The sequence below is a fragment of the Paracoccus sp. (in: a-proteobacteria) genome, from assembly GCF_032007265.1.
Lineage (GTDB): Bacteria > Pseudomonadota > Alphaproteobacteria > Rhodobacterales > Rhodobacteraceae > Paracoccus.
This window is the reverse complement of sequence record NZ_DALZMB010000052.1, coordinates 1-26,746: the sequence shown is the minus strand read 5'-3', so window position 1 is coordinate 26,746 and position 26,746 is coordinate 1. Positions and strand designations below refer to the sequence as shown.

32 protein-coding genes are annotated in these 26,746 nt (G+C 61.6%); 6 read left to right on the top strand and 26 right to left on the bottom strand.

What is annotated here, in order from left to right; genetic code table 11:
- Positions 1-228: 228 nt before the first annotated feature.
- Positions 229-1,230 (bottom strand): adenosine kinase, encoded by a 1,002-nt coding sequence (locus RTS12_RS12075; protein ID WP_312528804.1) that lies wholly within the window; start codon positions 1,228-1,230, stop codon positions 229-231.
- Positions 1,227-1,895, bottom strand: coding sequence for an endonuclease III (nth, locus tag RTS12_RS12070; protein ID WP_312528802.1), 669 nt, complete (start codon positions 1,893-1,895; stop codon positions 1,227-1,229). The genes RTS12_RS12075 and nth overlap by 4 nt, the downstream gene beginning before the upstream one ends.
- A 105-nt stretch (positions 1,896-2,000) precedes the next feature.
- Between nth and RTS12_RS12065 the strand changes: the two genes are divergently transcribed.
- A complete protein-coding gene (locus tag RTS12_RS12065; protein ID WP_312528800.1) occupies positions 2,001-2,597 on the top strand; it encodes a methylated-DNA--[protein]-cysteine S-methyltransferase in 597 nt (198 codons plus the stop codon).
- Between the two features lie 146 nt (positions 2,598-2,743).
- Positions 2,744-3,385, top strand: a complete 642-nt coding sequence (locus RTS12_RS12060) for an OmpA family protein (protein WP_312528798.1) — start codon at positions 2,744-2,746, stop codon at positions 3,383-3,385.
- A 183-nt stretch (positions 3,386-3,568) separates the two neighbouring features.
- Here RTS12_RS12060 and RTS12_RS12055 read toward each other — a convergent pair whose 3' ends face one another.
- From RTS12_RS12055 to RTS12_RS12035, 5 genes are all read right to left on the bottom strand, one after another.
- Complete coding sequence (locus tag RTS12_RS12055) at positions 3,569-4,123, bottom strand: F0F1 ATP synthase subunit B (RefSeq protein WP_312528797.1); 555 nt, start codon at positions 4,121-4,123, stop codon at positions 3,569-3,571.
- Positions 4,120-4,752, bottom strand: a complete 633-nt coding sequence (locus tag RTS12_RS12050) for a F0F1 ATP synthase subunit B' (protein ID WP_312528795.1) — start codon at positions 4,750-4,752, stop codon at positions 4,120-4,122. Before RTS12_RS12050 ends, RTS12_RS12055 begins: the two co-directional genes overlap by 4 nt.
- Before the next feature lie 76 nt (positions 4,753-4,828).
- Positions 4,829-5,065, bottom strand: coding sequence for a F0F1 ATP synthase subunit C (locus tag RTS12_RS12045; RefSeq protein WP_312528794.1), 237 nt, complete (start codon positions 5,063-5,065; stop codon positions 4,829-4,831).
- Positions 5,066-5,123: 58 nt separating this feature from the next.
- Complete coding sequence (locus tag RTS12_RS12040) at positions 5,124-5,873, bottom strand: F0F1 ATP synthase subunit A (protein ID WP_312528792.1); 750 nt, start codon at positions 5,871-5,873, stop codon at positions 5,124-5,126.
- A 2-nt stretch (positions 5,874-5,875) separates the two neighbouring features.
- Entirely contained in the window at positions 5,876-6,220 is a 345-nt protein-coding gene (locus RTS12_RS12035; RefSeq protein ID WP_312528791.1) for an AtpZ/AtpI family protein, read from the bottom strand.
- Positions 6,221-6,408: 188 nt separating this feature from the next.
- Between RTS12_RS12035 and RTS12_RS12030 the strand changes: the two genes are divergently transcribed.
- Together RTS12_RS12030 and RTS12_RS12025 are read left to right on the top strand one after the other, a co-directional pair.
- Positions 6,409-6,753, top strand: coding sequence for a metalloregulator ArsR/SmtB family transcription factor (locus RTS12_RS12030; protein WP_312528789.1), 345 nt, complete (start codon positions 6,409-6,411; stop codon positions 6,751-6,753).
- Positions 6,754-6,964: 211 nt separating this feature from the next.
- Positions 6,965-8,122 (top strand): Hint domain-containing protein, encoded by a 1,158-nt coding sequence (locus RTS12_RS12025; protein WP_312528786.1) that lies wholly within the window; start codon positions 6,965-6,967, stop codon positions 8,120-8,122.
- Positions 8,123-8,164: 42 nt separating this feature from the next.
- On the opposite strand, the gene RTS12_RS12020 is transcribed toward RTS12_RS12025, so the two are convergent.
- Positions 8,165-9,820 (bottom strand): bifunctional metallophosphatase/5'-nucleotidase, encoded by a 1,656-nt coding sequence (locus RTS12_RS12020; protein ID WP_312528784.1) that lies wholly within the window; start codon positions 9,818-9,820, stop codon positions 8,165-8,167.
- Positions 9,821-10,007: 187 nt separating this feature from the next.
- On the opposite strand from RTS12_RS12020, the gene RTS12_RS12015 reads away from it, so the two are divergent.
- Together RTS12_RS12015 and RTS12_RS12010 are read left to right on the top strand one after the other, a co-directional pair.
- Positions 10,008-10,340 (top strand): DUF952 domain-containing protein, encoded by a 333-nt coding sequence (locus RTS12_RS12015; RefSeq protein ID WP_312528782.1) that lies wholly within the window; start codon positions 10,008-10,010, stop codon positions 10,338-10,340.
- The gene (locus RTS12_RS12010) at positions 10,337-11,407 is read left to right on the top strand and encodes a quinone-dependent dihydroorotate dehydrogenase (RefSeq protein WP_312528780.1); all 1,071 of its coding nucleotides are present in this window, start codon (positions 10,337-10,339) and stop codon (positions 11,405-11,407) included. The genes RTS12_RS12015 and RTS12_RS12010 overlap by 4 nt, the downstream gene beginning before the upstream one ends.
- Positions 11,408-11,498: 91 nt before the next feature.
- On the opposite strand, the gene cysE is transcribed toward RTS12_RS12010, so the two are convergent.
- From cysE to RTS12_RS11920, 18 genes are all read right to left on the bottom strand, one after another.
- The gene (gene cysE / locus RTS12_RS12005) at positions 11,499-12,338 is read right to left on the bottom strand and encodes a serine O-acetyltransferase (RefSeq protein WP_312528779.1); all 840 of its coding nucleotides are present in this window, start codon (positions 12,336-12,338) and stop codon (positions 11,499-11,501) included.
- Between the two features lie 65 nt (positions 12,339-12,403).
- Positions 12,404-13,117, bottom strand: a complete 714-nt coding sequence (locus RTS12_RS12000; RefSeq protein WP_312528777.1) for a DUF2793 domain-containing protein — start codon at positions 13,115-13,117, stop codon at positions 12,404-12,406.
- Complete coding sequence (locus RTS12_RS11995) at positions 13,110-17,000, bottom strand: glycoside hydrolase/phage tail family protein (protein ID WP_312528775.1); 3,891 nt, start codon at positions 16,998-17,000, stop codon at positions 13,110-13,112. Before RTS12_RS11995 ends, RTS12_RS12000 begins: the two co-directional genes overlap by 8 nt.
- 24 nt (positions 17,001-17,024) lie before the next feature.
- The gene (locus RTS12_RS11990) at positions 17,025-17,489 is read right to left on the bottom strand and encodes an NlpC/P60 family protein (RefSeq protein WP_312528774.1); all 465 of its coding nucleotides are present in this window, start codon (positions 17,487-17,489) and stop codon (positions 17,025-17,027) included.
- A complete protein-coding gene (locus RTS12_RS11985) occupies positions 17,486-18,319 on the bottom strand; it encodes a DUF2163 domain-containing protein (protein WP_312528772.1) in 834 nt (277 codons plus the stop codon). The genes RTS12_RS11990 and RTS12_RS11985 overlap by 4 nt, the downstream gene beginning before the upstream one ends.
- The gene (locus RTS12_RS11980; protein ID WP_312528770.1) at positions 18,316-18,948 is read right to left on the bottom strand and encodes a DUF2460 domain-containing protein; all 633 of its coding nucleotides are present in this window, start codon (positions 18,946-18,948) and stop codon (positions 18,316-18,318) included. The genes RTS12_RS11985 and RTS12_RS11980 overlap by 4 nt, the downstream gene beginning before the upstream one ends.
- 3 nt (positions 18,949-18,951) lie before the next feature.
- On the bottom strand, positions 18,952-19,623 hold the full coding sequence (locus tag RTS12_RS11975; RefSeq protein ID WP_312528768.1) for a phage tail tape measure protein: 672 nt from the start codon (positions 19,621-19,623) through the stop codon (positions 18,952-18,954).
- Positions 19,624-19,655: 32 nt separating this feature from the next.
- Positions 19,656-19,928: a phage tail assembly chaperone gene (locus RTS12_RS11970; protein ID WP_312528766.1), complete on the bottom strand. Its 273-nt coding sequence runs from the start codon at positions 19,926-19,928 to the stop codon at positions 19,656-19,658.
- A complete protein-coding gene (locus RTS12_RS11965; protein ID WP_312528764.1) occupies positions 19,925-20,242 on the bottom strand; it encodes a gene transfer agent family protein in 318 nt (105 codons plus the stop codon). Before RTS12_RS11965 ends, RTS12_RS11970 begins: the two co-directional genes overlap by 4 nt.
- A gap of 10 nt (positions 20,243-20,252) precedes the next feature.
- Positions 20,253-20,666 (bottom strand): phage major tail protein, TP901-1 family, encoded by a 414-nt coding sequence (locus tag RTS12_RS11960; protein ID WP_312528762.1) that lies wholly within the window; start codon positions 20,664-20,666, stop codon positions 20,253-20,255.
- A 12-nt stretch (positions 20,667-20,678) separates the two neighbouring features.
- Complete coding sequence (locus tag RTS12_RS11955; RefSeq protein WP_312528760.1) at positions 20,679-21,098, bottom strand: DUF3168 domain-containing protein; 420 nt, start codon at positions 21,096-21,098, stop codon at positions 20,679-20,681.
- Positions 21,095-21,433 carry a head-tail adaptor protein gene (locus tag RTS12_RS11950; protein WP_312528758.1) on the bottom strand — a complete coding sequence of 113 codons (339 nt, stop codon included), beginning with the start codon at positions 21,431-21,433 and terminating at the stop codon, positions 21,095-21,097. The genes RTS12_RS11955 and RTS12_RS11950 overlap by 4 nt, the downstream gene beginning before the upstream one ends.
- A complete protein-coding gene (locus RTS12_RS11945; RefSeq protein WP_312528756.1) occupies positions 21,430-22,044 on the bottom strand; it encodes a hypothetical protein in 615 nt (204 codons plus the stop codon). The genes RTS12_RS11950 and RTS12_RS11945 overlap by 4 nt, the downstream gene beginning before the upstream one ends.
- Positions 22,045-22,178: 134 nt before the next feature.
- Positions 22,179-23,342 (bottom strand): phage major capsid protein, encoded by a 1,164-nt coding sequence (locus RTS12_RS11940; protein WP_312528754.1) that lies wholly within the window; start codon positions 23,340-23,342, stop codon positions 22,179-22,181.
- Between the two features lie 41 nt (positions 23,343-23,383).
- Entirely contained in the window at positions 23,384-23,965 is a 582-nt protein-coding gene (locus RTS12_RS11935; protein ID WP_312528752.1) for an HK97 family phage prohead protease, read from the bottom strand.
- 1 nt (position 23,966) lies between these two features.
- Positions 23,967-24,200 carry a hypothetical protein gene (locus RTS12_RS11930; RefSeq protein ID WP_312528750.1) on the bottom strand — a complete coding sequence of 78 codons (234 nt, stop codon included), beginning with the start codon at positions 24,198-24,200 and terminating at the stop codon, positions 23,967-23,969.
- 2 nt (positions 24,201-24,202) lie between these two features.
- Positions 24,203-25,387: a phage portal protein gene (locus RTS12_RS11925; protein ID WP_312528748.1), complete on the bottom strand. Its 1,185-nt coding sequence runs from the start codon at positions 25,385-25,387 to the stop codon at positions 24,203-24,205.
- Positions 25,388-25,513: 126 nt separating this feature from the next.
- A partial coding sequence (locus RTS12_RS11920; RefSeq protein WP_312528746.1) for a DNA-packaging protein occupies positions 25,514-26,746 on the bottom strand: 1,233 nt, incomplete at its 5' end.

Genomic DNA, 26,746 nt, shown 5'->3' with positions numbered 1-26,746 from the left:
GCAGGTGCCGGGCTGGGCGCGGGCGCCGCCGGCTCTGCGGCCTCGGCCTCGCCCCAGATTGCGCCCTTGATCTTGTCAAAAAGTCCCATCTCGTCCTCCTGCAGGAAAGCACATTGTCGCGGGAAACAGCCCCGCCCCAGCCCCGTTCTAACCAAATGGTGGCCGGGGCAAAGCCTGCGATCAACGCGGTTTAATCCAAGAAGTTTCGCAGCTTGCCCCTTTTAGGGATCAGATCAGCCCCTCTGCGCGGAAATCAGCGCGCAGGTCACGTTCGGGGCGCGGGCCGACATGGCCGATCACCTCGGCGGCAGCGATACAAGCCATGCGACCCGCCGCAGCCAGCGAAGCCCCGGTTGCCAATCCATAGATCAGGCCCGCGGCGAACTGATCTCCCGCACCAGTCGCGTCGAGGGGGACGATTTTATGGACCGGCGCCGAGACGCGCTCTTCGCCGCGGATCAGGATCGCATCCTCACCAGAGCGGGTGCAGATCACAAGGCCGCAATCTGCGCGGGCCTGCGCCAAGGCCGCCTCAAGATCATCGGTCTGATAAAGCGAGGTCCATTCATGGACATTGCCGATCACATAATCCATCGGCCCCGCGATCAGTCGGCGGAAGTCTTCGCGGTGGCGATCGACGCAGAACGGGTCGGACAAAGCAATGCCAGCCTGCCCGCCGGCATCGTGACAGGCTTGTGCCGCCTTAAGAAACGCCGCCTTGCCCTTGGGCTTGTCGAAAAGATACCCCTCAAGGAACAGCCAGCCCGCGCCGGAAAACACGGCCGGATCAACATCATCCTCGCCCAGCTCGGCAGAGATCCCCAGATAGGTGTTCATCGAACGCTCGCCATCGGGGGTGACAAAGATCAGGCAACGCGACGTCGGATCGACTTCACCCGCGACCGGCGCATTAACGAACACCGTGCCCGAGGCCTCGGTCTGTTCTGCATAGGACAGGCCCAGACCATCTGCCGCAACCCTGCCGATAAAGGCGGTTTTCAGCCCAAGCATACCAATCCCTGCCAAGGTATTGGCAACAGATCCGCCCGGCACCAGACGCGCGGCGGTCTGGCCCTGCGCTTGTGCGGCACTGAGCGCTTCGGCACGATCACGATCGATCAGCTGCATGATCCCCTTTTCGATGCCGAGCTGGGCCAGCACCGCATCCTCGGTCGGCGCGATCATATCCATGACTGCATTGCCGATGCCGATCACGTAGGGGGTAGTCATATGGTCTTCTCCTCATAGGGACACAGATCAGAGACGACGCAAACCGCGCAGCGCGGACGTCGGGCCTGACAGATATAGCGGCCATGCAGGATCAGCCAGTGATGGGCATCCTGCTGGAATTCGGCGGGAATATTATCTTCGATCGCACGCTCGACCTCATCGACGTCGCGCCCGGGCGCGATATGGGTGCGGTTACCCACGCGAAAGATATGGGTATCGACGGCCTGGGCGGGCATGTGAAAGGCGGTGTTCAAAACGACATTCGCCGTTTTGCGGCCAACGCCGGGCAAGCGCATCAGCGCCGCACGCGAGCTGGGCACCTGCCCGTCATAATCCTCGACCAGGATTTTCGACATGGCCATGACGTTTTTGGCTTTCTGGCGAAAAAGCCCAATCGTCTTGATATGCTCGGTCAGACCTTCAAGGCCCAGGTCCAACATCGCCTGAGGCGTCTGGACCTGCGCGAAAAGCGCCTTGGTCGCCTTGTTGACGCCAATATCGGTGGCCTGCGCCGACAGCGCCACGGCTACGACCAGCGTATAGGGGTTGACGAAGTTCAGCTCGGTCACAGGCGCAGGATTGCTTTCGCGCAAACGCGAGAAAAAGGCGACCTGCGTGCCAAAGGGCAACGCCTGAGGAAGGCGGGGGGAACTGGCTTTGCTCATGGTGATCTGATGCCCTGCCCCGCGGCTTTGTGCAAGCAGGCGAACTTGACCTGACTGCGGAACTCGTGTCGCATTTGCTGCATTATCTCACGAAAGCGAGGCGCCATGACCAAAACCCTGTTCTCTAGGACTTTGCCACAGCCTGGCCTGACCATCGTGGTGGCGGAAACCCCGACTGACGAGCGCGGCATGACCATCTGCACAGGCCGTTTCGAGACAGCCATGGGCACGGTCATTGCCTTTGGCGCCGAAGGCGTGATCTGGGCGCTTGGCTTTGCCAAGGAAACCCCCGAGGCAGAGGTCCGCCAGGATCTGGAACGTCGCTGGCCCCGCGCCCGCTATGTCGAGGCACCCGAGGCTTTGGCCCCGGCCATCCAAGCCCTGGAGACGGGCCAAGGAGAGGTCCGCGTGCGTCTTGTCGGCACGCCCTTTCAGGTCAAGGTCTGGCGCGGCCTGCTGGACATCCCCTTTGGCGAGGTCACCAGCTATGCCGATCTTGCCGATCGCATCGGCCAGCCGGGTGCGGTGCGCGCCGTTGGTACGGCTGTTGGCCAGAACCCTGTGTCTTGGGCCGTGCCCTGCCACCGCGTGACCCGCAAGGGGGGCGCAATTGGCGGTTATCACTGGGGCGAGGCCGTCAAGCGCATCTTGCTGACGCGCGAAGGCGCCGTTCTTGCGCCCCTTGCCATCGCGAGTTTCTGATCGGGCGACAGCCAACAAAAGTGCAAGAACTCTGGCACTTGGCGGGAACCTATGACAGGCTATCTCAGTTTTCACGTCAGCCGCTCTTTTATGAGCCGCAACAGGGACAACGGGGCGCCCATGCGACCCAAAGGAAAGGTTTAGGAATGAACACCCGCATTTCGCTGCTTCTTGCTTCGGCAGGCGTTTTCGCACTTGGCGCATGTACCCAGCCGACCGACGGCACGGGTCAGATGAGCCGCACCCAGCAGGGCGCCATTGCCGGCGCCGTGGTTGGCGGTCTGATCGGCGCGGGTGAGAGCAAGCAAAACGCCGTGAAAGGCGCGATCCTTGGTTCGGCCGTGGGCGCTGTCGGCGGCTCGCTGCTTGACCAGCAAGAACGCGCGCTGAAACAGCAGATCACCAACCCCAATATCCAGATCGTCAACCGTGGCGACCACCTGGCGGTGATGATGCCGGAATCGGCGCTGTTCGCGATTGATTCCGCAGCCGTCTCGGCGACCGGCCAGAATGATCTGTACACGATCGGCCGCAACCTGAACCAATATCCCAACAGCACGATCCAGGTCATCGGCCATACCGACTCGACCGGCTCGCAGGCCTATAACATGGACCTGTCGCAGCGCCGTGCGCGTTCGGTCGCAGGCATCCTGACCGCAGCTGGCGTGGCCCAGAACCGCGTTTCGACCGTTGGCCGTGGCTCGGCTCAGCCGATCGCGTCGAACGACACCGCTCAAGGCCGTGCGCAAAACCGCCGCGTCGAAGTGCTGATCTATCCGACCCGATAATCGCTTAATCAGCCAAAGACATTCGAAAAGGCCGGGATCACCTCCCGGCCTTTTTCATGGGCAATCCGTGGCCCCACGCAGCGCGATGCCCCCGCCCGATCCGCGCCACCAATAGGAAAAGCCCCCGCCGCGGGGGCGAGGGCTTAGATCACTGTCCAGTGAATATTCTTGGCGCGTCTGATCTTAGTTCAGACGGCGGCTGACATCTTCGATAGCTTTGTCGATGCCGGCGCTGCGATCTGCGGGCGAAACCTGTTGTTTCAGGATCTCGCTTGCTGCCGAGACGGCAACCTGGATCGCACGGTCACGCACTGCGCGAACGGCGTCGGTTTCGGCGCTGGTGATCTGCTCTTCGGCAGCTTTCAGACGACGAGCGATCGAGACTTTAAGGTCTTCTTTCGCCTTCTCGGCCTGAGCCGTCGCAGCACGCTTGGCATTTGCGACGATCTCATCTGCCTGACCGCTGACTTCGCGCTGACGACGCTCGTAGGAGGCATAGATCTCCTGAGCTTCTTCGCGAAGACGACGGGCTTCGGCCAGATCGTCACGGATGCCTTCGGCGCGCTTGTCAAGCAGTTTGCCGACAATCGAGGGAACCTTGAAATAAAGCAAGATCCCCACGAAGACCAGGAAACCGATCGTCACGACGAAATCGGTATTGGCCAGCGAGAAGAACGGGCCCGAGGCCGCAAAGGCCGGGCTCGCGCTCAGAGCCAGAAGAATGCTGAGACGTTTCATTGCACGCTTCCTTTCAGGCGCTGATCGACGGCCTCGTTGATCAGACCCAAATCGGCCGAACCGCCAAAGACGCGAACCAGCTCTTCGGTGACATCGCGCGCCACAAGGCGTGCATCGTCCAGTGCCGAAGCGCGGATCTCGCCGATGCGCTGCTCAGATTCAGAGGTCCGGGCAGAGATCTCGGCATCCGCATGCGCGATTGCCGCATCCAGTTCTTTCTGGATGTCTGCCTTATTGGCCGCCACGATTTTCGCAGCTTCAGCCCGGGCATCCGCAAGCGCCTTGTCATAGGCAGCTTCGGCGTCCTTGGCCTTCTGCTTGAATTCCTCGGCGGACATCAGATCGCCGGTGATGGCTGCCTGACGGTCTGCCAGAACGCCGCCAATGCGCGGAAGCGCAATGCGCGAAAGCGCCCAGTAGATGACCACCAATGCAATCAGCAACCAGAAGATCAGGTTGCCATAGGTGGTAACGTCGAGTTGCGGCATCCCGGGGGCCGATGCGCCATGAGCGGCAACGGCATCCGCAGCGGTCGCAACATGTTGCGCGGCTTCTGCGGATTCGGTGATGACCACCGTTTCAGTTGATTCGACCACGGCGGGCGCGGTCTGTTGTAACAGGCTGAACATATCCTACCCCATGCCGGTCGTTTCACAATCGGGTGGGCGCATCACGCCCCCACCCAACCGCAAGGATGGCAAAGGATCAGACTGCGAACAACAGCAGCAGAGCGACGAGGAACGAGAAGATCCCCAGAGCTTCTGCGAATGCCATGCCGATGAACAGCGTCGCGGTTTGCGAAGCAGCTGCCGACGGGTTGCGCAGTGCGCCTGCCAGGTAGTTACCAGCGACGTTACCCACAGCGATTGCAGCACCAGCCATGCCGAAGCAAGCAATGCCCGCGCCGAGGTACTGACCGAGTTGAGCGAGTTGGCTTTCCATGTTCATGCTCCTTGAGGCTTGGAAAGATTGAAACTTTTGTCTGACCCTGATCCGCCGCTTAGTGCGACGGATGCAGCGCGTCCTTGAGGTAGACACAGGTCAGGATGGTAAAGACATAGGCCTGCACAACAGCCACCAGCACTTCAAGTGCATAGACCGAGACAATAGCCAGAACCGACAGCGGCATGATCATCGCAATGGCGCCGAAGGTTGCGAAAACTTTAAGAACTGCGTGGCCCGCCATGATGTTGCCAGCAAGACGAATGGAATGGCTGACAGGGCGAACGAAATACGAGAACAGCTCGATCACGGCCAGAACCGGACGCAGCACCAAGGGTGCCGAGCTAACCCAGAACAGGCCCAGGAAATGCGCGCCATTCTTGACGAAACCCAGAACCGTCACACCGACGAACACCAAGACGGCCAGAACCGCGGTCACAGCGATATGCGAGGTCGACGAGAACGACTTGGGCAGCAAGGCCAGCGCGTTAGCGAAAAGAATGAAGCAAAACAGCGTCATGACATAGGGGAAATACTTCACCCCGTCTTTGCCGGTCACATCTTCGACCATTTTGCGAACCATGCCGTACATCAGCTCGGCGATCGACTGGGTACGGTTGGGAACCACAGCGCGGCCACGCGTGCCGAAAACCAGCAAAGCGATGATCGCAAGAACGGTCAGCGCCATCCACAGCGTCGCGTTGGTGGGGGTGTACCAGTGAACAGCACCGTCACCGAACAACGGCTTGACGATAAACTGGTCCATCGGGTGGAAGTTCAAGCCACCGCCGTGTTCTTCTGTCGCCATCGTCATTCACCCTCGTGGTCGCCGGAATGCCCCGGCTTCTTTCCAATTTCCGCAGCGGTCCGCATCATGACCTTCACACCGGCCACAAGGCCAAGAAGGACGCAAATGACCAACATGATCGGCATCGTGCCCATCAGATAGTCCAGACCGTATCCTACTCCGAAGCCCAGCAGCAGACCCGCCACCATCTCCGTCACCATACGCCAAGCCATATTGGCCTGACTAAAGTGATCTTCTGTCCGAGATCCGCGAGCGATGCCGCTTTTCCCCTTCAGTCGGGTCTCCAGCTCTTGCAACCGGGCCGCGTCACGGGCCCTTTCGGCCTCTGTGTCGGGTCCTGTGTTCAAAGCCGTTGCTCCCTGACTCGATTGCGGCGTTGATAGGTGCAGGGGGGGCGTGAGTCAAGCAGCGCGGAAATATTATTAAGTCATTGATTTTGCTTAATGTTGATAAAGGCCCATCTGCGACCAAAGGTCTGCCCTTCGCCCTCGTGCGCCCCCTTCCATATTCAACCCGAAAGTTGAACAATGGCGTGATGACGCTTCAACCGCCCACTCTTGACCTCATATTCGCCGCGCTGGCCGATCCGACGCGGCGTGCGATCCTTGCCATGCTGCTGGAAGACGACATGTCCGTCACCGATGTGGCACAGCCCTTTGACATGAGCCTTGCGGCGATTTCAAAGCATCTGGCGACCCTCGCCGCGGCGGGGCTGATCCGTCAGGAAAGGCGCGGCAGGATCATCTGGTGCAAGCTTCAGCCCGACAGCATGCGCCATGCCTCGGTCTGGATGCAAAGCTTTGGTCAGTTCGATCCCGTTGATCTGGATGACTTCGAGCGCTTCCTCTCGACCGAGCTGGACGCCGACCCTGAGGCCTGACCCCGAGGCCTGAGCCCGAGGCTGGTCCAAAGATTAACGAAATCTTAAATTTTCGTTAATAAACAATTAATTAACACGATATTTTGTTGCAAATCGATCACCATCCTGGGCTTAAGCCAGGAAAGATCACTTTGAATAGCTATATGTCTAGGAGATGAGACGGGCGCCGTGGTTGTACTTGTGTATCAACCCTAGGCTGCAAGGTAGCTCCATGCCATCCGACATTCTTATGGCGATATTACCTCAACCGGTTTGGCTCAACCGGGACATTGACCCGTACGATATGAATGCCCACCGGCCCTATTATAACTACTACAACAGCTTTAGCTTTCAAAATGCCACGCTGTCGACGGTCACGATCAGCGATAACGATAATCAGTTCAGTTATCTTTCGCCCGCAGATCAGGGCCTAAGGCCCGACATGCAGATCCTGATCGAGGATACCAGTTTTGGTGGCCGGATCATGCCCAATGGCACGCAGCTGTCCAGCGTGCCCGGATCCTACATCACCGATAGTCAGGGCAATGAATTCGCGATTTTCTTTCCCGGCTATTACAGCCCAAAGGATTGGTACACCAAGGAAATCGTGGCCGACCGCACGGCGCTTTTCATCTTTCCCGTCTCGGTTAAAACGCCCGATGGTCAGATTGTCACGCCCCGCTTCAACCCGGCCGAGACCTTCAGATTTTCTTCGGCCTATGCCCCCCAGATGGGCGAGGGATTTGATTATTTCCCAGCCGATCCCCCTTGTTTTACCCGCGGCACATGGATCGAGGCTGAAGGCGGCAAGCGCTTGGTGGAAACCCTAGCCGTCGGAGATCTGGTCCTGACCCGCGATCACGGCCTTCAACCGATCCGCTGGATTGGACAGACCTATGTGTCGGCCGGGCGTCTGGATCTGCAACCCAACCTTCTGCCCGTGCGCATTTCGGCGGGGGCCTTGGGTGCGCAGCTTCCCTCAAGTGACCTGACCGTCTCGCCCCAGCATCGCATCTTGATCAACTCGGCAACTTCACGGCGTTTTTCAGGGTCAAAAGAGGTTTTGGTACCAGCAAAGCACCTGCGAGGGGTGGATGGGATCGAGGTGCTGCACCCTGCCGAGGGGGTCACCTATCTGCACCTGCTGCTTGATCGCCATGAAATCCTGCTTTCAAACGGGGCGTGGACCGAGTCCCTTTTTCTGGGCCCACAGGCAATCGGCGGCATGGATGCGGCTGCGCGCCGCGAGATTTTCTCGCTATTTCCAGAGTTGCGTAGCCGAGACCAGCACCAGCCCGTCGCGTCGCGGCCTCTGCTGGATGATCACAAAGGCCACGAGCTGGCAGACCGCCATGTCAAATCCGGGCGCAAGCTTGCCTGCGTCCACTAAGGCCTGCCCAAATGCCGCCCAGACCTTGTGGGGATCGGCAGCTTAATTGGCCTTGGGCGCTTGCGTCGTGGCGTCTTCTGCGGGCGCCGCGGCGACAGGCTTAACCGTGATCCGCCCATCCAGCTCGGGTTTGAAGCCCGCCCCTTTGCGTGACAGGTATTCTGCCAGAACATCCGCCAGATCGGGACCGAAGTCATAGGCATTGATGGCTGCCGTCTCGAATATCTTGAACCCGTCCCCGCCCGAGCGCAGATAGTTGTTAGAGGCCACGCCATAAACGGCCGTTAGATCAATTGGCTGCCAGCCATCACCCGAATAGATCTGAACATCGCTGATGCGCGACCCTGCGCTTGCGCCCGGATCGACCGTATATTTCAGCCCGGAAACCTGCGCAAAGCGGCCCGCCGCCTCTTCATATTGGCTGGCGCCGTTTTCAAGGGCGGCCACAACGTCCGCGCCCTTCAGCTCAAAGGTCGATAGCGTGTTTTGAAACGGCAGAACGCTTAGGACTTCGCCCATCGTCACTGGCCCTTGATCGATCGAGGCGCGCAATCCGCCCCCGTTTTCAATCGCGATCGTGACACCTTGGGCGCGTACCCGGTCCAGCATGGCATCCGCCACAACATTGCCCATTTCACATTCGCGCTGCCGGCAATCGTTGCGATCACCGTTGATGGGCGCTGCAATCTCGGCAACGACCTTTTGTTTCAGCGCATTGATCGGCTCGGCCATTTCGCTGACGCGGGCGGCAAGCTTCGGATCGGGGCTGACCGAGGCATCCAGCAAAATCGGCTGGCCCTCGGCCTTGATCAGCTTGCCCTTGTCATCCCAGGTCAAAACCAGATGGCCCAAATACTTGCCGTAAGCATAGGCCGTGGCAACCGGAACCTCGACGCCGGCCGCATCTTTGACCAGGGTGGGATAGGGGCCGCTTGCGCCCTCCATATCCCCCAAAAGTGTATGGCTATGCCCCCCGATCACCGCATCGACGCCCGCGACCTTTTCGGCGATCTGCAGATCCCGCTTATAGCCGACATGGGTCAAGGCAATGACCTTGTTCACCCCCGCCTCTTTCAGCGCCTCGGCATCCTGCGTCAGGCTTTCGATATCGTCGTGAAAGACGACCGCCTCGCCGGGCGAGGCCGTTTCCGGCGTATCCGTGGCCAGTGCCGAAACGATGCCAATCTTTTCCCCACCGACCTCTAGGGTCAAAGTGTCGTCAATCTTGCCATTCAAAACGTTGGATTTGCTCAGATCAAGGTTGCCCGAGACAATCGGAAAGGCCACGCCATCGGCCAACACAGCCAGCCCCTCTGGGCCATCATCGAATTCATGGTTGCCGACGGCCATTGCGTCAAAGCCAATAGCCTTCATGAACTCGACCGTATCCTTGCCCTTATAGGTCGTATAGAAAAGGCTGCCCTGATACTGATCGCCCGCATCAAGCAAAATGACATTCTGCCCCTCGGCCTTCAGCTGATCGCGCAATTCGCGCACTTTCGTACCAAGCCGCGCAATCCCGCCAAAGCACTCGCCCTTGGCATCCGCCTCGGCGTCGCAGGTGCTGTCCGAGCCATTGATCGCCTCGACCCGGCTGTGAAAGTCGTTGATGTGCAGGATATGAAGCGTGTAATCGGCTTGCGCAGCGCTTGCCCAAAGCGCGATGCCCGCAACCGAGACCATGAACCAGCGTGTCATCACAAATACCCACCCATCAGAATTGCGAATTTCAGGGGCCAGATTGGTTCAAGCGCATGCGGGCGTCAATGTGCGCCAATCTCAAATCACGCGGATCTTGGGCACCCCCTGCAGGCGATTCACAAAAGGCTGCGGCAAGGGCTAACTCGTCCTTGACCCGCTGGCAGAGCCGACGCAAGACACGCGCATGCTGATCTATAAAATCCTTCGCGAATCCGAATATCTTGCTTTTGATCTGGCGGGCCAAACCTCTGGCGCGCCAGTTGATCTGGCGGATGGTTATATTCACCTTTCGACCGCCGCGCAGGTGCCGGGCACTTTGGCCAAGCATTTTGCAGGTGAAAGCGGGCTGATGCTGCTGGCTCTTGATGCCGACAAACTGGACCCCCTGAAATGGGAGCCCTCACGCGGTGGTGCGCTGTTTCCGCATCTTTACCGCGATATGATGCGGGCCGATATCTTGTGGCAACGCCCCATCCCCCTTAGCTCCACCGGCCATGACATCGGAGAACTCGCATGAAGCTGATCGAGAGACTGGGCCTAAGCGCGCTGCATAAATTCAGCCCCGAACACGCGCATGAGCTGTCGATCATGGCTTTGCGTGCGGGCGCTGTTCCCTTGCCCGGAAAGCCCTTCACCTCGCCACGCCTCAAGACGCAGATTGCGGGATTGGCGCTGGAAAACCCATTGGGTCTGGCTGCGGGATTTGACAAGAATGCCCGCGTGATCAAAGCGCTGACCAAGGCTGGTTTTGGCTTTATCGAAGTCGGCGCAGCTACCCCGCGTGCGCAACCGGGCAACCCCAAACCCCGCTTATTCCGGCTGACGGGCGAATCCGCAATCATCAACCGCTTTGGGTTTAACAACGAAGGGGTCGCCGCCATCGCGAGCCGGCTGGCGCATCACAAAAGCGCAAATCGGGGCGGCATTCCGGTCGGCCTGAACATCGGCGCCAACAAGGACAGCCAGGACCGCAGCGCCGATTTTGCCGAGGTCGTGCGTCAGGCCGGCGAGGTCTCGGATTTCGTGACCGTCAATGTCTCATCGCCCAACACCGAAAAGCTGCGCGATCTTCAGGGGCCCGAAGCCCTTGCCGCGCTTCTTGACGGTGTGATCAGCGCCCGCAATGCGCTGTCCAAACGGCCTCCGGTCTTTATCAAGATCGCGCCGGACCTTGATGAGGCAGGCATTGCCGATATTGCAGCTGTTGCGCTGAACGCCCGCGTTGATGCGATTATCGCCACCAATACCACCCTGTCACGCGAGGGCATCACCGATGCCCAATCACGCGAGGCAGGAGGGCTTTCGGGGGCACCGATTTTTGAACGTTCGACCCGTGTTCTGGCAAGGCTTTATCGCCAGACCAATGGCGCGATCCCGATCATTGGCGTTGGCGGGATTTCCTCATCCGATGATGCCTGGGAGAAAATCCGTGCAGGTGCCAGCGTGCTCCAGATCTATTCAGCGCTGATCTTTCAGGGGTTTTCGCTGGTTGGCACGATCTTGCAGGAATTGGACGCGCGCCTTCAGCGTGAAAACATCACCTTGCAAGAACTGACCGGCAGCGGCAATCGCGACTGGCTGTGATCAAGATCGGGCACGGAGTTAAACCCGTGCCCGCAATTTGCTGCTGCTTTGCATCCTTGGTTCGTCGTGACGCAGGCTAGCGGCGCCGGGGTTAAAACAAACCCTCGTGGCCCAAAAGCTGGTTCATCGACCCCGAAGGATCGGCACAACCCGCATCCCCAACGATGCGCGCCGGCACACCGGCCACGGTTTTGCCGGGGGGAACCTCGCTCAGCACGACCGAACCCGCGGCAATGCGCGAATGATTGCCAACCCGGATATTGCCCAGCACTTTCGCGCCCGCACCAATCATCACGCCATTGCCGATCTTGGGATGACGATCGCCATCCTCTTTGCCCGTACCGCCAAGCGTCACCGAATGCAGCATCGACACGTCGTTGCCCACCACCGCCGTTTCACCGATGACGATGGAATGTGCGTGATCGATCATGACGCCCGTACCGATCTTGGCGGCCGGATGAATGTCCACGCCAAAGGCCTCCGAGCAGCGCATCTGCACGAAATAGGCCATGTCATGACGGCCCTCCTGCCATAGCCAATGGCCGATTCGATAAGCTTGCAGCGCCTGATATCCTTTGAAGAACAGGATGGGCTGCATCAGGCGATGCGTCGCAGGGTCGCGATCATAAACCGCTTCAAGATCGGCGCGCCCCGCCCGTCCCAGCTCGGGCGAGCGTGCATAGGCGGCATCGGCCAGTTCACGCAAGATCTGCTCGCTCATTTCGCGCGAGGCCAGTTTCAACGAGAATCGATAGGCCAATGCGGCCTCGAATGTGGCGTGATGCAGCAATCCGGCATGAATCAACGCGCCCAAAAGCGGCTCTTCGCGCACAGCGACGCGCGCCTCTCGTTGGATGCGCGTCCAAAGTGGGTCCGGTCGGACGGCGTCATTCAAAGCTGCCACAGCCCCAAGATCTCCTTGCAGATTCATCTGATATGCCCGTCCTGTTTCGACCCTTCTTCTATCGGAAAGGGACGGGCACGAAAAGCCACAGCTCAATTTGGCAGGCGCAGTTCCAACCAATGGGCGACCAGCCGCACCTTTCCGCCCGCGAAATTGCCACCCGTGGCCGTCAGCCGAACCGCCGCCGGATCCCAATAGGTCATGGGTTGAGACAAGATCCCGCGCGCCCAGGCGCCCTGGCCTTTACCCAAGCCTTCACCGAAACGATTCTCTGCGCCTGGGGTGCCCATCCGCCAAGACGTCAGCGTGCCTGTGATCGCGGTGGTCACTCGGGCCACAACGCCAATCACCATCACGCCAGCGGGGATGATCAGCGCGCTATCGATCTGCGCGCCAGAGGTCAAAGTCACCTCATGACTGCTTTGCGTGGCCACCAACCCAGAGCCATGGCCCCCCAGATCAAGCGCCCCGGCCACCCAGACCTGCCCATCGTGAATGGCCTGGACCCCTTGATCGGCGACAAAGGCGCGACGCCCATATTTGGGCGCGGCAAAAACCCAGCCGCCATTCGCGGCAATCGCGATTAGCCCCGCCTTGCCCTGCCAGCCATTGACCGCGCCCGCAGGAACCGCCCAGCACATGCCGTCCGGGGCAAGTTCTGGCGGCGTTGTTCGCGTCAGGCTTTGCAGCACCAGATCGACCATCGCGTCCAGCCGCAACAGCGCATCATTCACGGTGACATGCTTTTGCGCCTGAGCGGGCATCAAAAGGGGCAAGCCGTTGTTGCTTGTGGTGTTCTCAGACATTGATCGTTCTCCTGACAAAGGGGCCCGGCCCGAATTCATCCGATAGCTGCGCAACTTCGATGATCAGGGCGCTGCCCGGTGGAATTTGCTGCCAAAGCACGGGTGAAATGGTCCATTCCGGGGTCTCGGCCACAACCTCGGACAGCAAGGTCTCGGCTTGCAAAAGCCGCAGCAGATATCGCTCGCGCGTTTCGCCCAGCGGAATATCAGGACCGTCCCAACCATCCGCCGCAATGCGCCCGCGTCGAACCCATGTGATCTGCCTTTGCGCAACATTCAGATGGCAGGGCGCCAAAGGCCGCAAGCCCGCGCCGCGAAAGGCCATGTCGATCTGGCGATAGCTGGGATCATCTGGGCCGCGCGATGCCGGTCCAATGCGCCAGTGACGCTGTTGATTGCGGGCCGAGGGGGCCAAATCGACCTGTCGCGCCGCACCATCCAGCAAGACGACGATACTGCCCGCAGGCCAAACCTCGGGCATAAAGGCATCTGTCCCGGCCTGCCCCCGCAGACGATGGCTGATCTCCCACAGATCGGGGGCAATCAGGGTGGCCTGCGCAAATTGGATCAGCTCCCAGCCCTCGGGGCTGCCATCCCCGATCGCCAACAAATTGGCCCCGGCCAACAGCCCCGCCTCGGTGACGCTTTGCAACCCGCCCCCTTTCAGCCGCACCCGCAACGCGGGGCCACGGTCCCAGACCCCTGCACGCGCGGCCGCCAAAGGCGTCTCGCTGCGCCCGATCACGCCGCGCCGGTCCAGTTGGGTATTCAGCCGGTAACCACCCTGAACCTGATCGGACATCCAGGCCGAGACCTGCCCCGGCCAAGGCGTGGCAGTTGCGGCCAGATAGGGCGCATAAGGGGCCTCATCCCCGCGCAAAAGCGGCAGGTCCAGAAAGACCGGCCACACGGGAACGGCAGGCGTGAAGGGGCGCAGCGCGACGGTGTCGTCGCTTGCGCGTGCCGCGCGATACACCCCCGGCTCGACCCGCACCGCATCAAGAACCTGCCCGCCTGCCCGCTCGATCCTGTCGATGCGCCAACGCTTGGGGTGCCCGCGATCCTCGTGGACAAGGACCACATCCCCCGGTCCAATATCGCTGCGCGAGGGTGGCAAGGCAAAACGCAGGCTATCGCGCGCAATCACCGCCTCCGAGAGCCAGCGCTCAGCCATGGCCCGGCCCTCGGCACGGGTCAGAACCAAGGGCAGTTCGCTATCGGCGACCTGCGCAAATTCCCCATCAGGCAACATGGCCTCGGCAGTGACGGTGCTGAAATCATTCCCGGCCTCGATATGGGTCAGCCGGATGCGCCCGGCAATTTCGGCCTGGGATGCGCGGACAACCTCAAAGCCCGAAACGCCGTCCGCCAGGGCCAGATCATCGCGGGTGACGGATGCATCCACCCGGGCATCGCGCGTCGTGAAGCGTAAAACGCCGTTTCGTTCAACCGCATCGAAACCATAGGCCAGCATCAAAGGCTGCAAGGCCGCACGCCCGGTCTGAAGCCCGCCAGGGGCATAGCCCCGCACCACGCCAGACAGCCCCGCAACGTCAAAATGGCGCACGCCGGCCTCAAGACAAATCTCGGCCACGACATCTGCCAAAGGCGCGGCCGAGGCACGGCCATTCAGCCAATGCCCACGCGCCCATGCCCCACCATCAGACCACAAATCACGCCGCGCCGGAAAGGCCGGATAGGGTCTGGCATCCCAGCACCAAACATGAGCACGCGCCATATCGACCATGCGCCCGGCCGCCATCCGTCCGAAGGCCGCCCGGGGCGGGTTATGCGCTGGATTGCCCCAATATTCCGTCATTGCGCGCAGATAGGCCGCTTGGATGGCGTCATCGCGCTGCCCGTCCGAATAATAGGGCAGCTGTGATTCCGAGCTATGGGCATCCAGAAACTTATTGGGCTGGTTGGTGCCCTTATCAATCGCCGCACAGCCCATCTCGGTGAACCAGATCGGCTTGGATCCGGGAATCCATGCAGTTGGCTGGCTTTGGCGCGCACCTTTGATGCGGTCGTGATGGGGGCTGGACCACCAGTTGCGAATATCCTTGTAGCGCCAGATCCATGGTTCGGCATAGGCATCATCGGTGATCGGCGTACGGATCTGCGCGTCGCGGTCGGCGTCGCGGGCATAATACCAGTCAAAGCCCTCGCCGCCGGCTACATTGCTGCGCAGATAGTCAGGGTTGTCGATGCGCCGCCATTTGGCGTCCAGGTGATCCTCGCCGTCACGCCAATCCGATAAAGGCACGTAATTGTCGATACCGACGAAATCGATATCCGGATCGGCCCACAGCGGATCAAGGTGAAAATGCACATCGCCATTGCCGGGATGATAGCCAAAATATTCCGACCAATCAGCAGCATAGCCGATTTTCACCGACGGGCCCAGAATGGTACGAACGTCGCGTGCCAGGCGGCGCAGCTCGGCCACAGCGGGAAAGCTGCCATTGGCCCCGCGAATGCGCGTCAGACCGACCATCTCCGAGCCGATCAGAAAACTATCGATGCCTCCGGCCTCGGCGCAAAGATGGGCGTAATGCAAAATGAAACGCCGATAGGACCATTCATCGGGGCCTGAATAGCTGATCTTTCCTCCGGCCCGACTGAAGTCATCAGCCAAAGCTGCGCCAAAGAACCCCTGGACCTCGGCCTCGGCGGCAATCGTGCCATCGGGGCTGCCCGTGCGGCCAAAAGCGACAGAGCTGGTGATGCGCCCACGCCAAGGCATGACGGGCTGCGATCCGGAGTTCGTCCAAGGGTCCGGGCGCTGGTTGCCGGCCAGCTGCTCCATCAAAATGAAGGGATAGAAAACGGCCCGCTGACCGCCTGCGGCAAGCGCGCGCAGCGCCTCGATCACGGCGGCATCGGCGGGCGTGCCACCATAGATCGGGCGATCATCCCTGCGCGCAACCTCAAGTGCCGAACTGCGGCCGATCCCGCCTGCGCGCCAGGGCATTTCCTGGCCTTCCGGCTTGCGGGCCTCGACCTTGGGGCGGATGCTACAGTGATTGACACGCAGATCATCACCAAACCACGAGACCACCAAGGACACAGATCCCACACTGGGCAGCTCGCGGCGCAACCCACGCAAGGATTGCGCAAAATCCGTCACCCCCGAGGCCAGATTCCGGTTGGCGACGCGGGTTTCACCCAAACCAAGGTCAAAGCTGACCGGAGTGGTTGCCAGCGCATATTCGCCCGTAGCCGGAATAAGGGCCACCGCTTCGAGCTGACGCGACATGCCCTTTCCACCTTTGGCAGCACGCAAGACCTCGAAGCTGAACTGGGGCACGCGATTGCCCCAGCGTTCCAGCCCCAACTCCTCGATGACCGCATAGGCGATGCCGCGATATGCCGGTGCCTCGCTGCCCTCGATGGCCGCGATGACCGGATCGGGCAATTGGGTCTCGGTGCCGTGATAGATGCGTAAATCCAGATCATCGACCGAGATTTCCTCGCCGTCGGCCCATACCCGACCCACCCCCAGGATCGGCCCTTCGCACAGCCCCAGCGCAAGGCTAAGACGATAGCCCACCTCGGTCACACGCGGTCCTGCGCCCTTCCCGCCACCCTGAGTGTGGCGCGTCTCGGTCAAAGGGCTGGCCCAGATGACATGTCCCGCAAGGCGCATCTGGCCCCACAGGCGCGCAATCGGTGTCCCTTCGCCTGCAGTCTGGATCCGCATCCGGTCAACACGCCCAGTCTCGACTGCGCGCGCGCCCTGTCCCAGAATACGCTGATCGATCGCCCTTCCGATCGAGGCACCGACCGCGCGCCCAAGGACCGCCCCCGACAGGCCAAGCACCGTTCCGCCAAAGCCCGCGCCAAGCGATGCCCCGACCGCTGAAAGCAGTATCGTCGCCATTGCGATCCGTCCTTTCGATAAATGCTACAAACGCGGAAAAGCGAAGCGCCCCGCGATTTTCGCGCGCCACGGCTGGGTCAACGGGCTTTCAACGACCCCGTGCCTGTCATAGGCGTGAATAAAACTGGCCCCAGCCCCCGTGGTCAGCTGGATGCCCAGATGCTTGGCAATTGCGCCGGTGCGCATGCGAAACACCAAAACATCGCCGGGGGCCTCATGACTGGCCCAGGTTTCATCACCGCACCCAGCCGTCATGTTGGGCTTGCAAACCAGATGACGCATCGCGGCCTGCAACAACAGCTCATCCCCGCCCAGTTCGCCCCAATCAGGCGTATAGGGCGGCGGCGCATCAGGCTCATGGGCGCCGATGTCACGCCACACGCCCCGGATCAGGCCCAGACAATCCGTCCCTACCCCTCGCTGAGAGGCCTGCTGCACATAAGGCGTTCCCAGCCATCCACGCGCGACAGCCACCACATCCGCCCTCATGTGCTGCCCGCCCGGATAAGATGGGGGGCCAGCAGCCAGTCTTCGGTCGGCAAATGCGGAAAGCCGCGAAAGTTCAGGAAATTGGAAAACTTCAGGCGACAGGTTTCGGCACGTTTGTCACAGCCTGCGCTTAGCCGCAGCAGATCCCCTTGGCCGGGGTGGATGCCCAAACCGGACCATAGCTCGATCACCCGCCCCTCGGCGGTCTCTTCATCGTTTTTGATGACCCCGCCCAATCCGGTTGCCGCCCCGCTCAGGACCTCAAGGCGGCCGCGCTCAAACCAGCCCGGCTCATGCCCTGACAGCCCCGACAATATCAGCCGCACACCATCCTTGTGGCTGATCACCGCAGCCTCGCCCTGATAGCCGGGCCTGCTTAGGTCCATCCGACATGCTCCATCGCCCAGGATGGCGCCACAGCGCGGATGATAGACACGCCCCTGAACCCGGTTCAGCGGCTCGCAAAGCCCGCGCAGTTCGGTGCGAAACGCCCCGCCGTTGCGGGAAACCTCGCCCAGATGTCCGCGAAATATCAGGCGGCGCTTGGACGAATCGGTCCAGTCCACCTCCCAAAGATGCACCTCAGCGGCGTCCCAGCGCCCGCTCATCAGGTCGATCTCCGTGATCGCGTCATCGGAGAGAATGCCCATGGCTTCGGTATTATCCACCGCAAGCCCGGCTACCTGAACCAGCGATTGCGCATTCAGCCCGGCATCAGGACGAAAGACCAGCCCGTCAAATGTCAGCGGCTGGTCGTGATCGGTGAAACCCAGAACCATGCCGTCGCGGCGCGCGACCGACCAGGCCCGCGCAAGAAAAGCCCCGCTCATTGCCGCACCTCGATGATCGGGACCTGTGGCAGGTCTCCGGCCCGAAAAGACGCCACCGAGACCGCGATATGATCGCTGTCAAAGCGGACAGGAACGTCGAATTCGAAACCTGCACTCACCACCGCACCCGGCCCGGGCGGCGCGATGAAATGAACGATACCCGTCGCATGATCGACCCGAAAATCCACCACCTCGCGCATTTGATCGGCACCAATGCCGATCACAACCGTGCCCTCGACCGGCTTTGTCACCACCCGCCCATAGCGCCCCGGCCCCGAGGCATAATCCTTGCTCAGCTGAAACTGCGTGCTGCGCCCATCGCCATGCCCCAGGATCTGATCTTGAAAATGCGGCACGCCATTGGGCAGGCTGCTTTTGTAATCGGCCCAATCCTTCCAGCGAAAACCGTGCAGCTGTCCGGCCCGGGCCTCGAAAAACGCGATCAGCGTGGCCACATCATCCAGCGAGCGCAGCCCAAGACCCGCATCATATCGGCGTCGCGAATGGGCCCAAGGGGTGCGTCGTTCTTCGTGACCATTGGACAGGGCGACGATTTCGGTACGCCGCTCGGGACCACCAACTGACCCGAACGAAAGGCTTGCTGGAAACCTGATTTCATGAAAGGCCATCTGTCATCCATTCCTGTCGCCACGCGCCAAAAGCCTGCCCATCTGAGCGGCGATCTGGCTTTGACTGCGTTGAAATCCCGCCACATCCGGCGTCGAGACATTGATCGTCACATTCATCGCGCGACCTTGCCCGCCCCCGTTCGAGGCCACGCCAAGGCGCCCGTCGGCTCCGCGTTGCAGCGGCATGATCGCCTCGGGGCCCGCCTCGCCCATCAGTCCCAGCCCGCCCCGCATCGGAAATGTGGTGGGCTGGGTCACGACGCCGCCGCGCGCAAAGGGCGTCACTCTGCCCGAGACAAAGGCACCACCATTGGCAAAAGGCAGTGCCCCTGCCGCCAAAGAGCCAATGCCTTGCGTGATCGCGCCGGACAGGGCCTGCTCGATGGGGCGCATCGCAACCGCAAAGGCGCTATGCGCAATCGACTGGGCCACCCCTTTCAGCGCATCGCTGAGACGCATCCCGTCAAAGGCCAGCCCCTCAAAGGCGCGGCGCAAGCCACCTCCGATACCGGCGGACAATGTGCCGACCTCGCGGCTGGTATAGATCATCGACTGCCGCAGGCGCGCCAACTCGGCCTCAAAGGCGGCGGTCATCTTGCCACCCTGATCCAGCCCATCGCCCAGCCCAGCCCCAAGACCATCTGCAAGATGGTCAAGCCCGTCCTTGTTTGCCATGCGCAACATCCTGTCGATTGAAACGATTGTCCTCAGGCCGAGACGGCCTTGGCCCTATCGGCATCGGGAAAGCGGGCTGACAGCTCTGCCAACCGATCCCGGGTCATCACGCCCGCGCCGGGGCTGATCCCCAACATCAGCGCCAACTCGCCCGGCGAAAGGCGCCAGAACGCATCCGGAACCAGCCCCAGCCCTCCCATCGCGCGCGGCGACATGCCAACACGCATCAGCCCTGCCCAATCCAACCCCAAAGCGGCGTGGTTTTGGCCAAGATTGTCGGCACGGTCCTTGATTGCGGCTGTCATGTGGGCGGGCCTTGAAAGGCGCGGCTCAGCAATTGCGCCGCCGCAAGTCCCGCCGCCACCGGCCCGCCCTGCAGATCGGCCTGCAGCAGATCGCTTGCCCGACCCGTCCATCCTGCGCCGCGCAATCCGGCCACGATCACCGCCAGGACATCGCGACTTTTAAAGGCCCCGCCCTCAAAGCGCGCGATCATCGCCAGCAGGCTTTCATCGCCCAATTCGGCCTCAAGTTCAGCCAAGGCCCCCAGCGTCAACTTGGCAGGCAGGATTTCGTCATTCAGTCGGATCTCGACTTCGCCTGCGAACGGATTGACCATCTCCGCCCCCTTAGAATGCGACGAATAAAAGCGCCCCGGCCGAGGCCAGCGACACCTCATAGGTGGCCTCGCCGTTATAGGTGCCGGAATATTCCAGACTGGTCACCTGAAACGGCCCCTCGACCGTGCCAAAATCGGGGATCACCACCTGAAAGCGCGGCACTTCGCCGTCGAAAAACACCTGCCGCGCGCGCTCATCTGTCGTGGCATCGCGAAACACCCCCGACCCCGAGATCGAGGCCGAGCGCACCCCCGCCCCGCCAAGCAGCTCGCGCCAGCGCCCCTCGCTTTCGAGGCTGGTGACATCAACCGTCTCGGCGTTAAAGGCAATGCGCGACGCCCGCAGACCCGCGATGGTTTCGAATTGACCATCGCCAGTCATATCCATCTTGATCAACAGATCACGTCCGTTTTGTACCGTCATTTGCTGTTCCCCTCAGCCCAGATCTATGCGGGCACGAAATGTCAGATCGATCCTGCGGCCCGCGCCATTTTCCACCCGACGCGCGGTTGCGCGCTGAAACCACAAGCCGACAAGGCGGCCGCGATCCAGCGTCAGGCTTACCCCCTCCAGCGCTTCAGCCACGGCTGCGGCAGTGGCCTTGACCTCGGCAAAGCCATTGGCGCCATCCGTTCCCGAAAGAACCGAGATCACGAAATCATGGCGCGATCCGCCAGCCGTGGCGTCTCCGGCATCGCGCACATCCTCGGGCCCCAGCGAGACATAAACCCCGCCCGGTGCCGCAACCGGCATGGCATCATAAACGGCGTCCCCGATCAGGCTGGCCAAAGGGGCATTGTCGCGCAGGGCCTGATAGACCGCCCCCTGCAAGGCCAGCGAAGCAGTATAACTCATGCGCGATACTCCTCTTGGGCAAGGCAGGTCAGATAGCGCCCATCCCGCCTGGCTTCGGCCACCGATTGAATTTGAAAGACCCGCTCGCCCAGGCGCAGCCTTTGCTCGGGTCGCGGGCGGCGCGGATCGCCAAAGGGCGCGGCGCGGATGGTGATGCGCCAGCTCACCTGGCTTTTGGGGCCGACCTCTGCGATGCGCTCGCCGCCGGTCCCGGCCACCATTTCGGCCCAAAGCCGACCCTCGGCCCGCCAACTCAGGCGAAATCCGCCATGGCCATCGGGTTCTCGCAGCGGGGTTTCCAAAACCAGCGCCACATTCAGCTGCGGCGCGCTCATCGTTTTGCCCTGCCCGGGCCTGCGCCCAGAATGCGCACCGAACGCCACCGCTCAATCAGGGCACTGACCCCATGCGGCAACGCGGCGCCAAGCCCGTCAAAGCTGCGATCCTCATAAAAGCGTGCTGCCAAAAGCATCACCGCTTGCGCCAGATCGGGCGGAACCTGATCCCAGCTCTCACCAAAGCCAGCGGTGAAATGCAGCGTGACAAAACCGCGATCAGGAGTGGCCGGCAAAAAGCCACCGCGCGGCGCGACCCAGGGGCGCTGCGTATCTGGCACAAGGCGGTATAAATCGGGTGAAACCACCGTTGTCGCACCCAGCCCGTCATCAATTTCAACCTCGTGAAGCGCGTGAACCGGCGCAAGCGGCAAGGTTTGGCCCTGATCATCACGCCAGCCCTCCAGCCGCAGGCGAAAGCGGCGCGTCAGCAACACCTTTCCCGTGCGCGCCTCGATCGTCGCAATCGCTGCGCGCAAATAGCCCGCCAATGCCAGCGTTTCTGCCCCGTCCTGCGTCCCGGCAAATCCCGAGCCCATCCGCAGATGGTCGCGAAATGCCGCAATGGGCAGCGCCTCGGTCGGGGGCGCTGTCTCTTCTACTAGCATCATTTCCGATCCCTCCCTTCCCGCAGATCCTCTCTGCTGCCAGATGAAACGGGGTGCGCCCGCGGCCCTGCCGTTGCGCGCGCGGACAGTTGCGTTGCCGGAGCGGCAAGCAGCCAGCGCACCCCCTTCGCCCTAGATCAGGCGAAGTTCATCAGCTTGACGGCGCGCGGGTCGGTCACGCCCCCGCCGACACGCTTGGTCGCATAGAAAAGCACATGCGGCTTGGCCGAGAAGGGGTCGCGCAGAACCCGCAGATCGGGGCGCTCGACGATCGTATAGGCGGCATTGAAATCGCCAAACGCGATCGCTTTGACGCCCTGTGCCATGTTGGGCATGTCCTCGCAGATCAGGACCGGATAACCCAGCAGATAGGGGGGCTGGCCTGCTGCCAAAGAATCGCTCCACAAGAAGCGACCATCCGCATCGCGCATTCTGCGGATGCTGGCTGCGGTGCGCGAGTTCATGATGAAGGTCGCATTCGCCCGGAATTCAGGGGCAAGCGAATAGACCATCTCGATCAAGGTGCTGGCCGGATTGGCGACAGGAAAATCCCCCGAGGCCCCCGAATTGATGACCCCGATCTCAGAAGAAGTGGCCGCATGGTTTGCCGCCGAAGGGGCAGTTAGCAGGCCCTTGGGCTTGTTCACGCCATCGCCATTGATAAAGGCTGCGGCCTCGGCACGGGCGAATTTCTCGGCGATGCGACCCGCCAGCCAGTTTTCGATGTCAAAAGCGGCATCATCCAAAAGGCGCTGGCTGGCCTTGGGCATCGCCGAAAGCTCGTGGACCGGAATGACCACGCGCTCGATGATCGAGCTGTCGGTTTCCGTGACCGTGGTTTCCGTGGCCCAGCCGCTGCCCATGGCGCCACGCTCGACCAAAACCTCATAGGCTGCGGATTCGACCGTGACGACATTGGCCACCGCCCGCAAAGAAACCCTTGCCAGCAGCGCGTCCTGAACCTGCGCGGCAACCTGCGGAGCGGCCAGAAAGCCGCCGTCGCTGATGGTGGTCATGCCCTTGCCTTCCAGCGCCAGACCACGCAGCCCGTCATCATCGCCCTGGCGAAGATAGGCATTGAACGCATTTTGATGGGGCTGGTCCGTATCGGCCACTGTCGAAAGCGGGGCACGGCCACGGTGGGCGGACTTACGGTCAAGGATATTCATGCGGTCTTCCTGCTTTTTAAGTTGATCCTGAATGTCTTTGCGAAAGTTCTTGAGTTCTGAAACGAACCCCATCACCTCCTCGGCCAGATCTCCGGGCACATCTGTCCCGTCCGCGGCTTTCACCTCGGTCATTCCTTCCCCTCCATTGTGGTGAACTCTTGGCGCTTGGCCGGTTAGCCCGCGCGCAGCGCGCGGGTGGCGACGTGAAACGCCTGTGCCAAAGCGATGGAATCTTCCGACTTCCGCCCGACACGCGCGTCAGGCAGCATCGGAAATGTCACAAGCGAAACCTCCCAAAGGTCCAGCTCGGTCAAGATACGGCGCCCCTTCACGGCACGGGATTTGTCGGCGCCCTCTATCCCCGCCCGCTCGGCCGAGACCGTGCGATAGCCGATCGACAAACCATCGATCGCCCCCGCAGCAATCAGGGCCGCAGCCTCGCGGGCCTGGGCCACCTCAGGCAAAAGCCTGCCCTTGACCCAAAGCCCCTTGGCATCCTCATGGATCTCGTCCCAGACCCCGATCGGACGTGTGGGATCGTGCTGCCACAGCATACGCACCCGCTCGCCCTTCTGCCGAAGCCGCGCCAAAGATGCAGCAAAGGCGCCCGCGCGAACCGTATCTCCGCCCTGATCGGACAGCCCGAACAGGCTTGCATAGCCCTCGATGCTGGTGCCATCCGTCCGGATGCCTTGCGCCCCGTTGCCCCGCACGGGCAGGAATTTCAGTTCAAGCCCACCAACCGTTGAACTCATCTCATCCTCCTTTCGGGGCATATTGCATAATGGATTGAACGGCTTGGGTCAGGATGACCGCGACAACGCCGTAAACCGTCATCCATAACCGGCGCTCCAGCCCCTCGATCAGCGCCTCGATCCGTTCAAGCCGCCGTTCAACCTGCCCGAATTGCAGCGCCATGATGCGCTCTTGGGTTTCAAAACGCTGATCGCTCCAGATCGCAGGCTCTTTCAGAAATCGGCCCCCCTCCATGATCAGTCCTCTGGCAGCGGCGGCAGGCCCAGCGCGATGCGCTTTTCGGCCACCGTCAGGAATTCAGCCGCGCCAATGCGGCGCCAATGCTGATCGCGCTCTTCACCCAAGGCGTGAATCTGATCGGGGTCTGGGCGCAGATCAACTTCGCTGCCCAGATGCTCTGACAGCCACCAGGCAATTGCCGCCGCCACGCGAGACGCCAAAGGTAGAACCGTCAGGCGATAAAAGGCACGGTTGGCCTCGGCGTAATTCGCGTAGGTCGCATCCCCCGGTATCCCCAGCAGCATCGGTGGCACGCCAAAGGCCTGTGCGATCTCACGAGCGGCCGTCTGCTTGGTCTCGTGAAACTCCATATCGCTTGGCGAAAAGCCCATCTGTTTCCAGTCCAGCCCCCCCTCCAGCAACATCGGCCGCCCGGCATTGCGCGCGCCCTGATGATGCAGCTCCATCTCCGTGATCAAGCGCTCATATTGCTCAGCGGAAAGGCTGCCCTGACCATCTGCGCCACGATAGACAATCGCCCCCGAGGGGCGCGCTGCATTGTCCAACAAGGCCTTGGACCAGGCGCTGGCACTGTTGTGAACATCGACCGCCACCGCCGCGGCCTGCATCGGTGACAAGCCATAGTGATCATCAAGCGGGTGAAAACTCTTGATATGACAGATCGGATCGGGCGATCCGGTCATGTCAAAGCGGTGCTTGCGCCCGCTCACCGCATATTCAAAGGCCACCGGCCAACCGTCATCACCCGGCACGATACTCATCCGGTCCGAGCGCAAGACATGCAACTCTGCCGGAAGGCCCTCGCTCCCCTCCCCCACGGCCTCCAGATAGCCATTCCCGCTCAACAACATCTGCCCGAACAAGGCCTCAAGCAATTCTGCCCGCCCCTGACCGGGATTTGGCCTGCGCAGTAAATCCAGAACCGAATGGGCGTCATAGCGCCGCTCACGATCCTGACAAAGCCACGGAACCGCGGCAGCCGCCTCGGCAATCAAGCGAACCGCACGAAAGCCTACCGGATTTCCGACAAATCCATGCCGGGTCACGCTCGCCAAATCCCTTGGTGACCAGACCACGCGCCCCAGACCCGACGCCATCGCCACGATCCGCCCCGTGGCACTCGCCTTCATCTCCATTGCGGGCTTGGCCTGTGCCTGCCGCCCGAACAACCGAAACGCCATCTGTCCCTCCTCACCCTGATCAAAATCGGCCGCGCCCCGCAAAATCCTGATCGGATCACAGCGGCGCACCTGCTCTCTCATGTCTAAATATCCCGCTGGGGTGCGGGGGCGCGCAGCCCCCGGCCTTTACAGCCCGCGAATGGCAGGACGGCTAAAACCTCCGGCGGGTGCGATCATCAGCTCGTGGATGGCCCAAACCAGCGCATCCACCCGATCAGGAGAGCCGCGCCCCTCAAACCCTCTCACGGTCATGGCGCACATCTGATCTTCCAGCTTGCCCAAATCCCGCAGATGCCGAATACGCCCCTGCTCGTAAAGCGCCGCAACCGGCTCGGCGCGCAGCCCCTTGCCCCGCCCCGCACGCAGGGCCCGAAACGCAACATTTGGGTCGATCTGTCGAATGACGCTCTCGATCAAATCGCCGCCTTGGTTCACTTCGGCAACCAGCCGCTCGGCCCCGTGGCGCGCCATTGCCGCGATCGCGGCCCGCGCCCAATCCGAAGGCCCGCCCCGCACGCTGGCATCTTCCAAAACATAGGCCCGCCAATCCTGTACAGGCCCGGCCATGACCACCCCTGCCACCACAATGCCGCATTCATCGCTGGCCTTGCCGCCGGTGACGGCCGGGTCCACCGCAACTACGATCCGGTCTAATACAGGCGCCTTGTCCACCCGCGCCCCCTCGATCATCGCGGTGGTCCAAAGCGCGCCTTCGACATCATCCAGCAAGACCCCCTCCAGTTCTTGCCGGCCAAGCCGGGTACCGGCATAGCGGGCCTGAACTTCAGCCAGAAAGCTTTCTGCCAGATAGGCACGGTTGGCCTCGGTCGGCGCATGGGTGACCACGGTCGAGGCATTTTTCAAGATCGCCTTCAGCACCCCCACATTGCGCGGGGTTGTCGTAACAACCTGCTGGGGATGATCCCCCAAGCGCAGCGCGAATTGCAGCATATCCCAGGTATCATCGGCCTTTTTCCACTTGGCCAATTCATCCACCCATGCCGCATCGAACTGAGGGCCGCGCAACGCCTCGGGCTCATGGGCCGAGAAAACCTGCGCAACCGCCCCATTGGACCAGACCAGCCTGCGTTTGCTTGCCTCCCAGACAGGTCGCCGATCCGCAGGAGAGCAGGCAAGAATGCCGCTATCGCCAAAGACCATCACATCGCGACCCTGATCAAAGGTCTCGGCCACCAGCGCGACACGCCTTGCTCGCCCGGGTGCGTCGGGGGTCGTCCCCTCGACCTGCCGACGCACCCACTCGGACCCGGCACGGGTTTTCCCCGCACCACGCCCGCCCATGATCACCCAGCTTTTCCAATCACCCTCTGGGGGCAGCTGATGGGGCAGCGCCCAGAA

Excerpts from the sequence above, each read along its gene's own strand:
- RTS12_RS11960 (WP_312528762.1), bottom strand. The coding sequence starts at position 20,666 with ATGACGGTACAAAACGGACGTGATCTGTTGATCAAGATGGATATGACT.
- RTS12_RS12025 (WP_312528786.1), top strand. The coding sequence starts at position 6,965 with ATGCCATCCGACATTCTTATGGCGATATTACCTCAACCGGTTTGGCTC.
- RTS12_RS11935 (WP_312528752.1), bottom strand. The coding sequence starts at position 23,965 with ATGAGTTCAACGGTTGGTGGGCTTGAACTGAAATTCCTGCCCGTGCGG.
- RTS12_RS11950 (WP_312528758.1), bottom strand. The coding sequence starts at position 21,433 with ATGAGCGCGCCGCAGCTGAATGTGGCGCTGGTTTTGGAAACCCCGCTG.
- RTS12_RS11925 (WP_312528748.1), bottom strand. The coding sequence starts at position 25,387 with ATGGCGTTTCGGTTGTTCGGGCGGCAGGCACAGGCCAAGCCCGCAATG.
- RTS12_RS12060 (WP_312528798.1), top strand. The coding sequence starts at position 2,744 with ATGAACACCCGCATTTCGCTGCTTCTTGCTTCGGCAGGCGTTTTCGCA.
- RTS12_RS11955 (WP_312528760.1), bottom strand. The coding sequence starts at position 21,098 with ATGAGTTATACTGCTTCGCTGGCCTTGCAGGGGGCGGTCTATCAGGCC.
- RTS12_RS11970 (WP_312528766.1), bottom strand. The coding sequence starts at position 19,928 with ATGACAGCCGCAATCAAGGACCGTGCCGACAATCTTGGCCAAAACCAC.
- RTS12_RS11990 (WP_312528774.1), bottom strand. The coding sequence starts at position 17,489 with ATGAGGGCGGATGTGGTGGCTGTCGCGCGTGGATGGCTGGGAACGCCT.
- RTS12_RS12040 (WP_312528792.1), bottom strand. The coding sequence starts at position 5,873 with ATGGCGACAGAAGAACACGGCGGTGGCTTGAACTTCCACCCGATGGAC.
- RTS12_RS11965 (WP_312528764.1), bottom strand. The coding sequence starts at position 20,242 with ATGGTCAATCCGTTCGCAGGCGAAGTCGAGATCCGACTGAATGACGAA.
- RTS12_RS12010 (WP_312528780.1), top strand. The coding sequence starts at position 10,337 with ATGAAGCTGATCGAGAGACTGGGCCTAAGCGCGCTGCATAAATTCAGC.
- RTS12_RS11945 (WP_312528756.1), bottom strand. The coding sequence starts at position 22,044 with ATGATGCTAGTAGAAGAGACAGCGCCCCCGACCGAGGCGCTGCCCATT.
- RTS12_RS12020 (WP_312528784.1), bottom strand. The coding sequence starts at position 9,820 with ATGACACGCTGGTTCATGGTCTCGGTTGCGGGCATCGCGCTTTGGGCA.
- RTS12_RS12055 (WP_312528797.1), bottom strand. The coding sequence starts at position 4,123 with ATGAAACGTCTCAGCATTCTTCTGGCTCTGAGCGCGAGCCCGGCCTTT.
- RTS12_RS11980 (WP_312528770.1), bottom strand. The coding sequence starts at position 18,948 with ATGGCCTTTCATGAAATCAGGTTTCCAGCAAGCCTTTCGTTCGGGTCA.
- RTS12_RS12045 (WP_312528794.1), bottom strand. The coding sequence starts at position 5,065 with ATGGAAAGCCAACTCGCTCAACTCGGTCAGTACCTCGGCGCGGGCATT.
- RTS12_RS12065 (WP_312528800.1), top strand. The coding sequence starts at position 2,001 with ATGACCAAAACCCTGTTCTCTAGGACTTTGCCACAGCCTGGCCTGACC.
- RTS12_RS12000 (WP_312528777.1), bottom strand. The coding sequence starts at position 13,117 with ATGTCTGAGAACACCACAAGCAACAACGGCTTGCCCCTTTTGATGCCC.
- RTS12_RS11930 (WP_312528750.1), bottom strand. The coding sequence starts at position 24,200 with ATGGAGGGGGGCCGATTTCTGAAAGAGCCTGCGATCTGGAGCGATCAG.
- RTS12_RS12015 (WP_312528782.1), top strand. The coding sequence starts at position 10,008 with ATGCTGATCTATAAAATCCTTCGCGAATCCGAATATCTTGCTTTTGAT.
- RTS12_RS11940 (WP_312528754.1), bottom strand. The coding sequence starts at position 23,342 with ATGACCGAGGTGAAAGCCGCGGACGGGACAGATGTGCCCGGAGATCTG.
- RTS12_RS11995 (WP_312528775.1), bottom strand. The coding sequence starts at position 17,000 with ATGGCGACGATACTGCTTTCAGCGGTCGGGGCATCGCTTGGCGCGGGC.
- RTS12_RS11985 (WP_312528772.1), bottom strand. The coding sequence starts at position 18,319 with ATGAGCGGGGCTTTTCTTGCGCGGGCCTGGTCGGTCGCGCGCCGCGAC.
- RTS12_RS12075 (WP_312528804.1), bottom strand. The coding sequence starts at position 1,230 with ATGACTACCCCCTACGTGATCGGCATCGGCAATGCAGTCATGGATATG.
- cysE (WP_312528779.1), bottom strand. The coding sequence starts at position 12,338 with ATGAATCTGCAAGGAGATCTTGGGGCTGTGGCAGCTTTGAATGACGCC.
- RTS12_RS12050 (WP_312528795.1), bottom strand. The coding sequence starts at position 4,752 with ATGTTCAGCCTGTTACAACAGACCGCGCCCGCCGTGGTCGAATCAACT.
- RTS12_RS11975 (WP_312528768.1), bottom strand. The coding sequence starts at position 19,623 with ATGGCAAACAAGGACGGGCTTGACCATCTTGCAGATGGTCTTGGGGCT.
- RTS12_RS12030 (WP_312528789.1), top strand. The coding sequence starts at position 6,409 with ATGACGCTTCAACCGCCCACTCTTGACCTCATATTCGCCGCGCTGGCC.
- nth (WP_312528802.1), bottom strand. The coding sequence starts at position 1,895 with ATGAGCAAAGCCAGTTCCCCCCGCCTTCCTCAGGCGTTGCCCTTTGGC.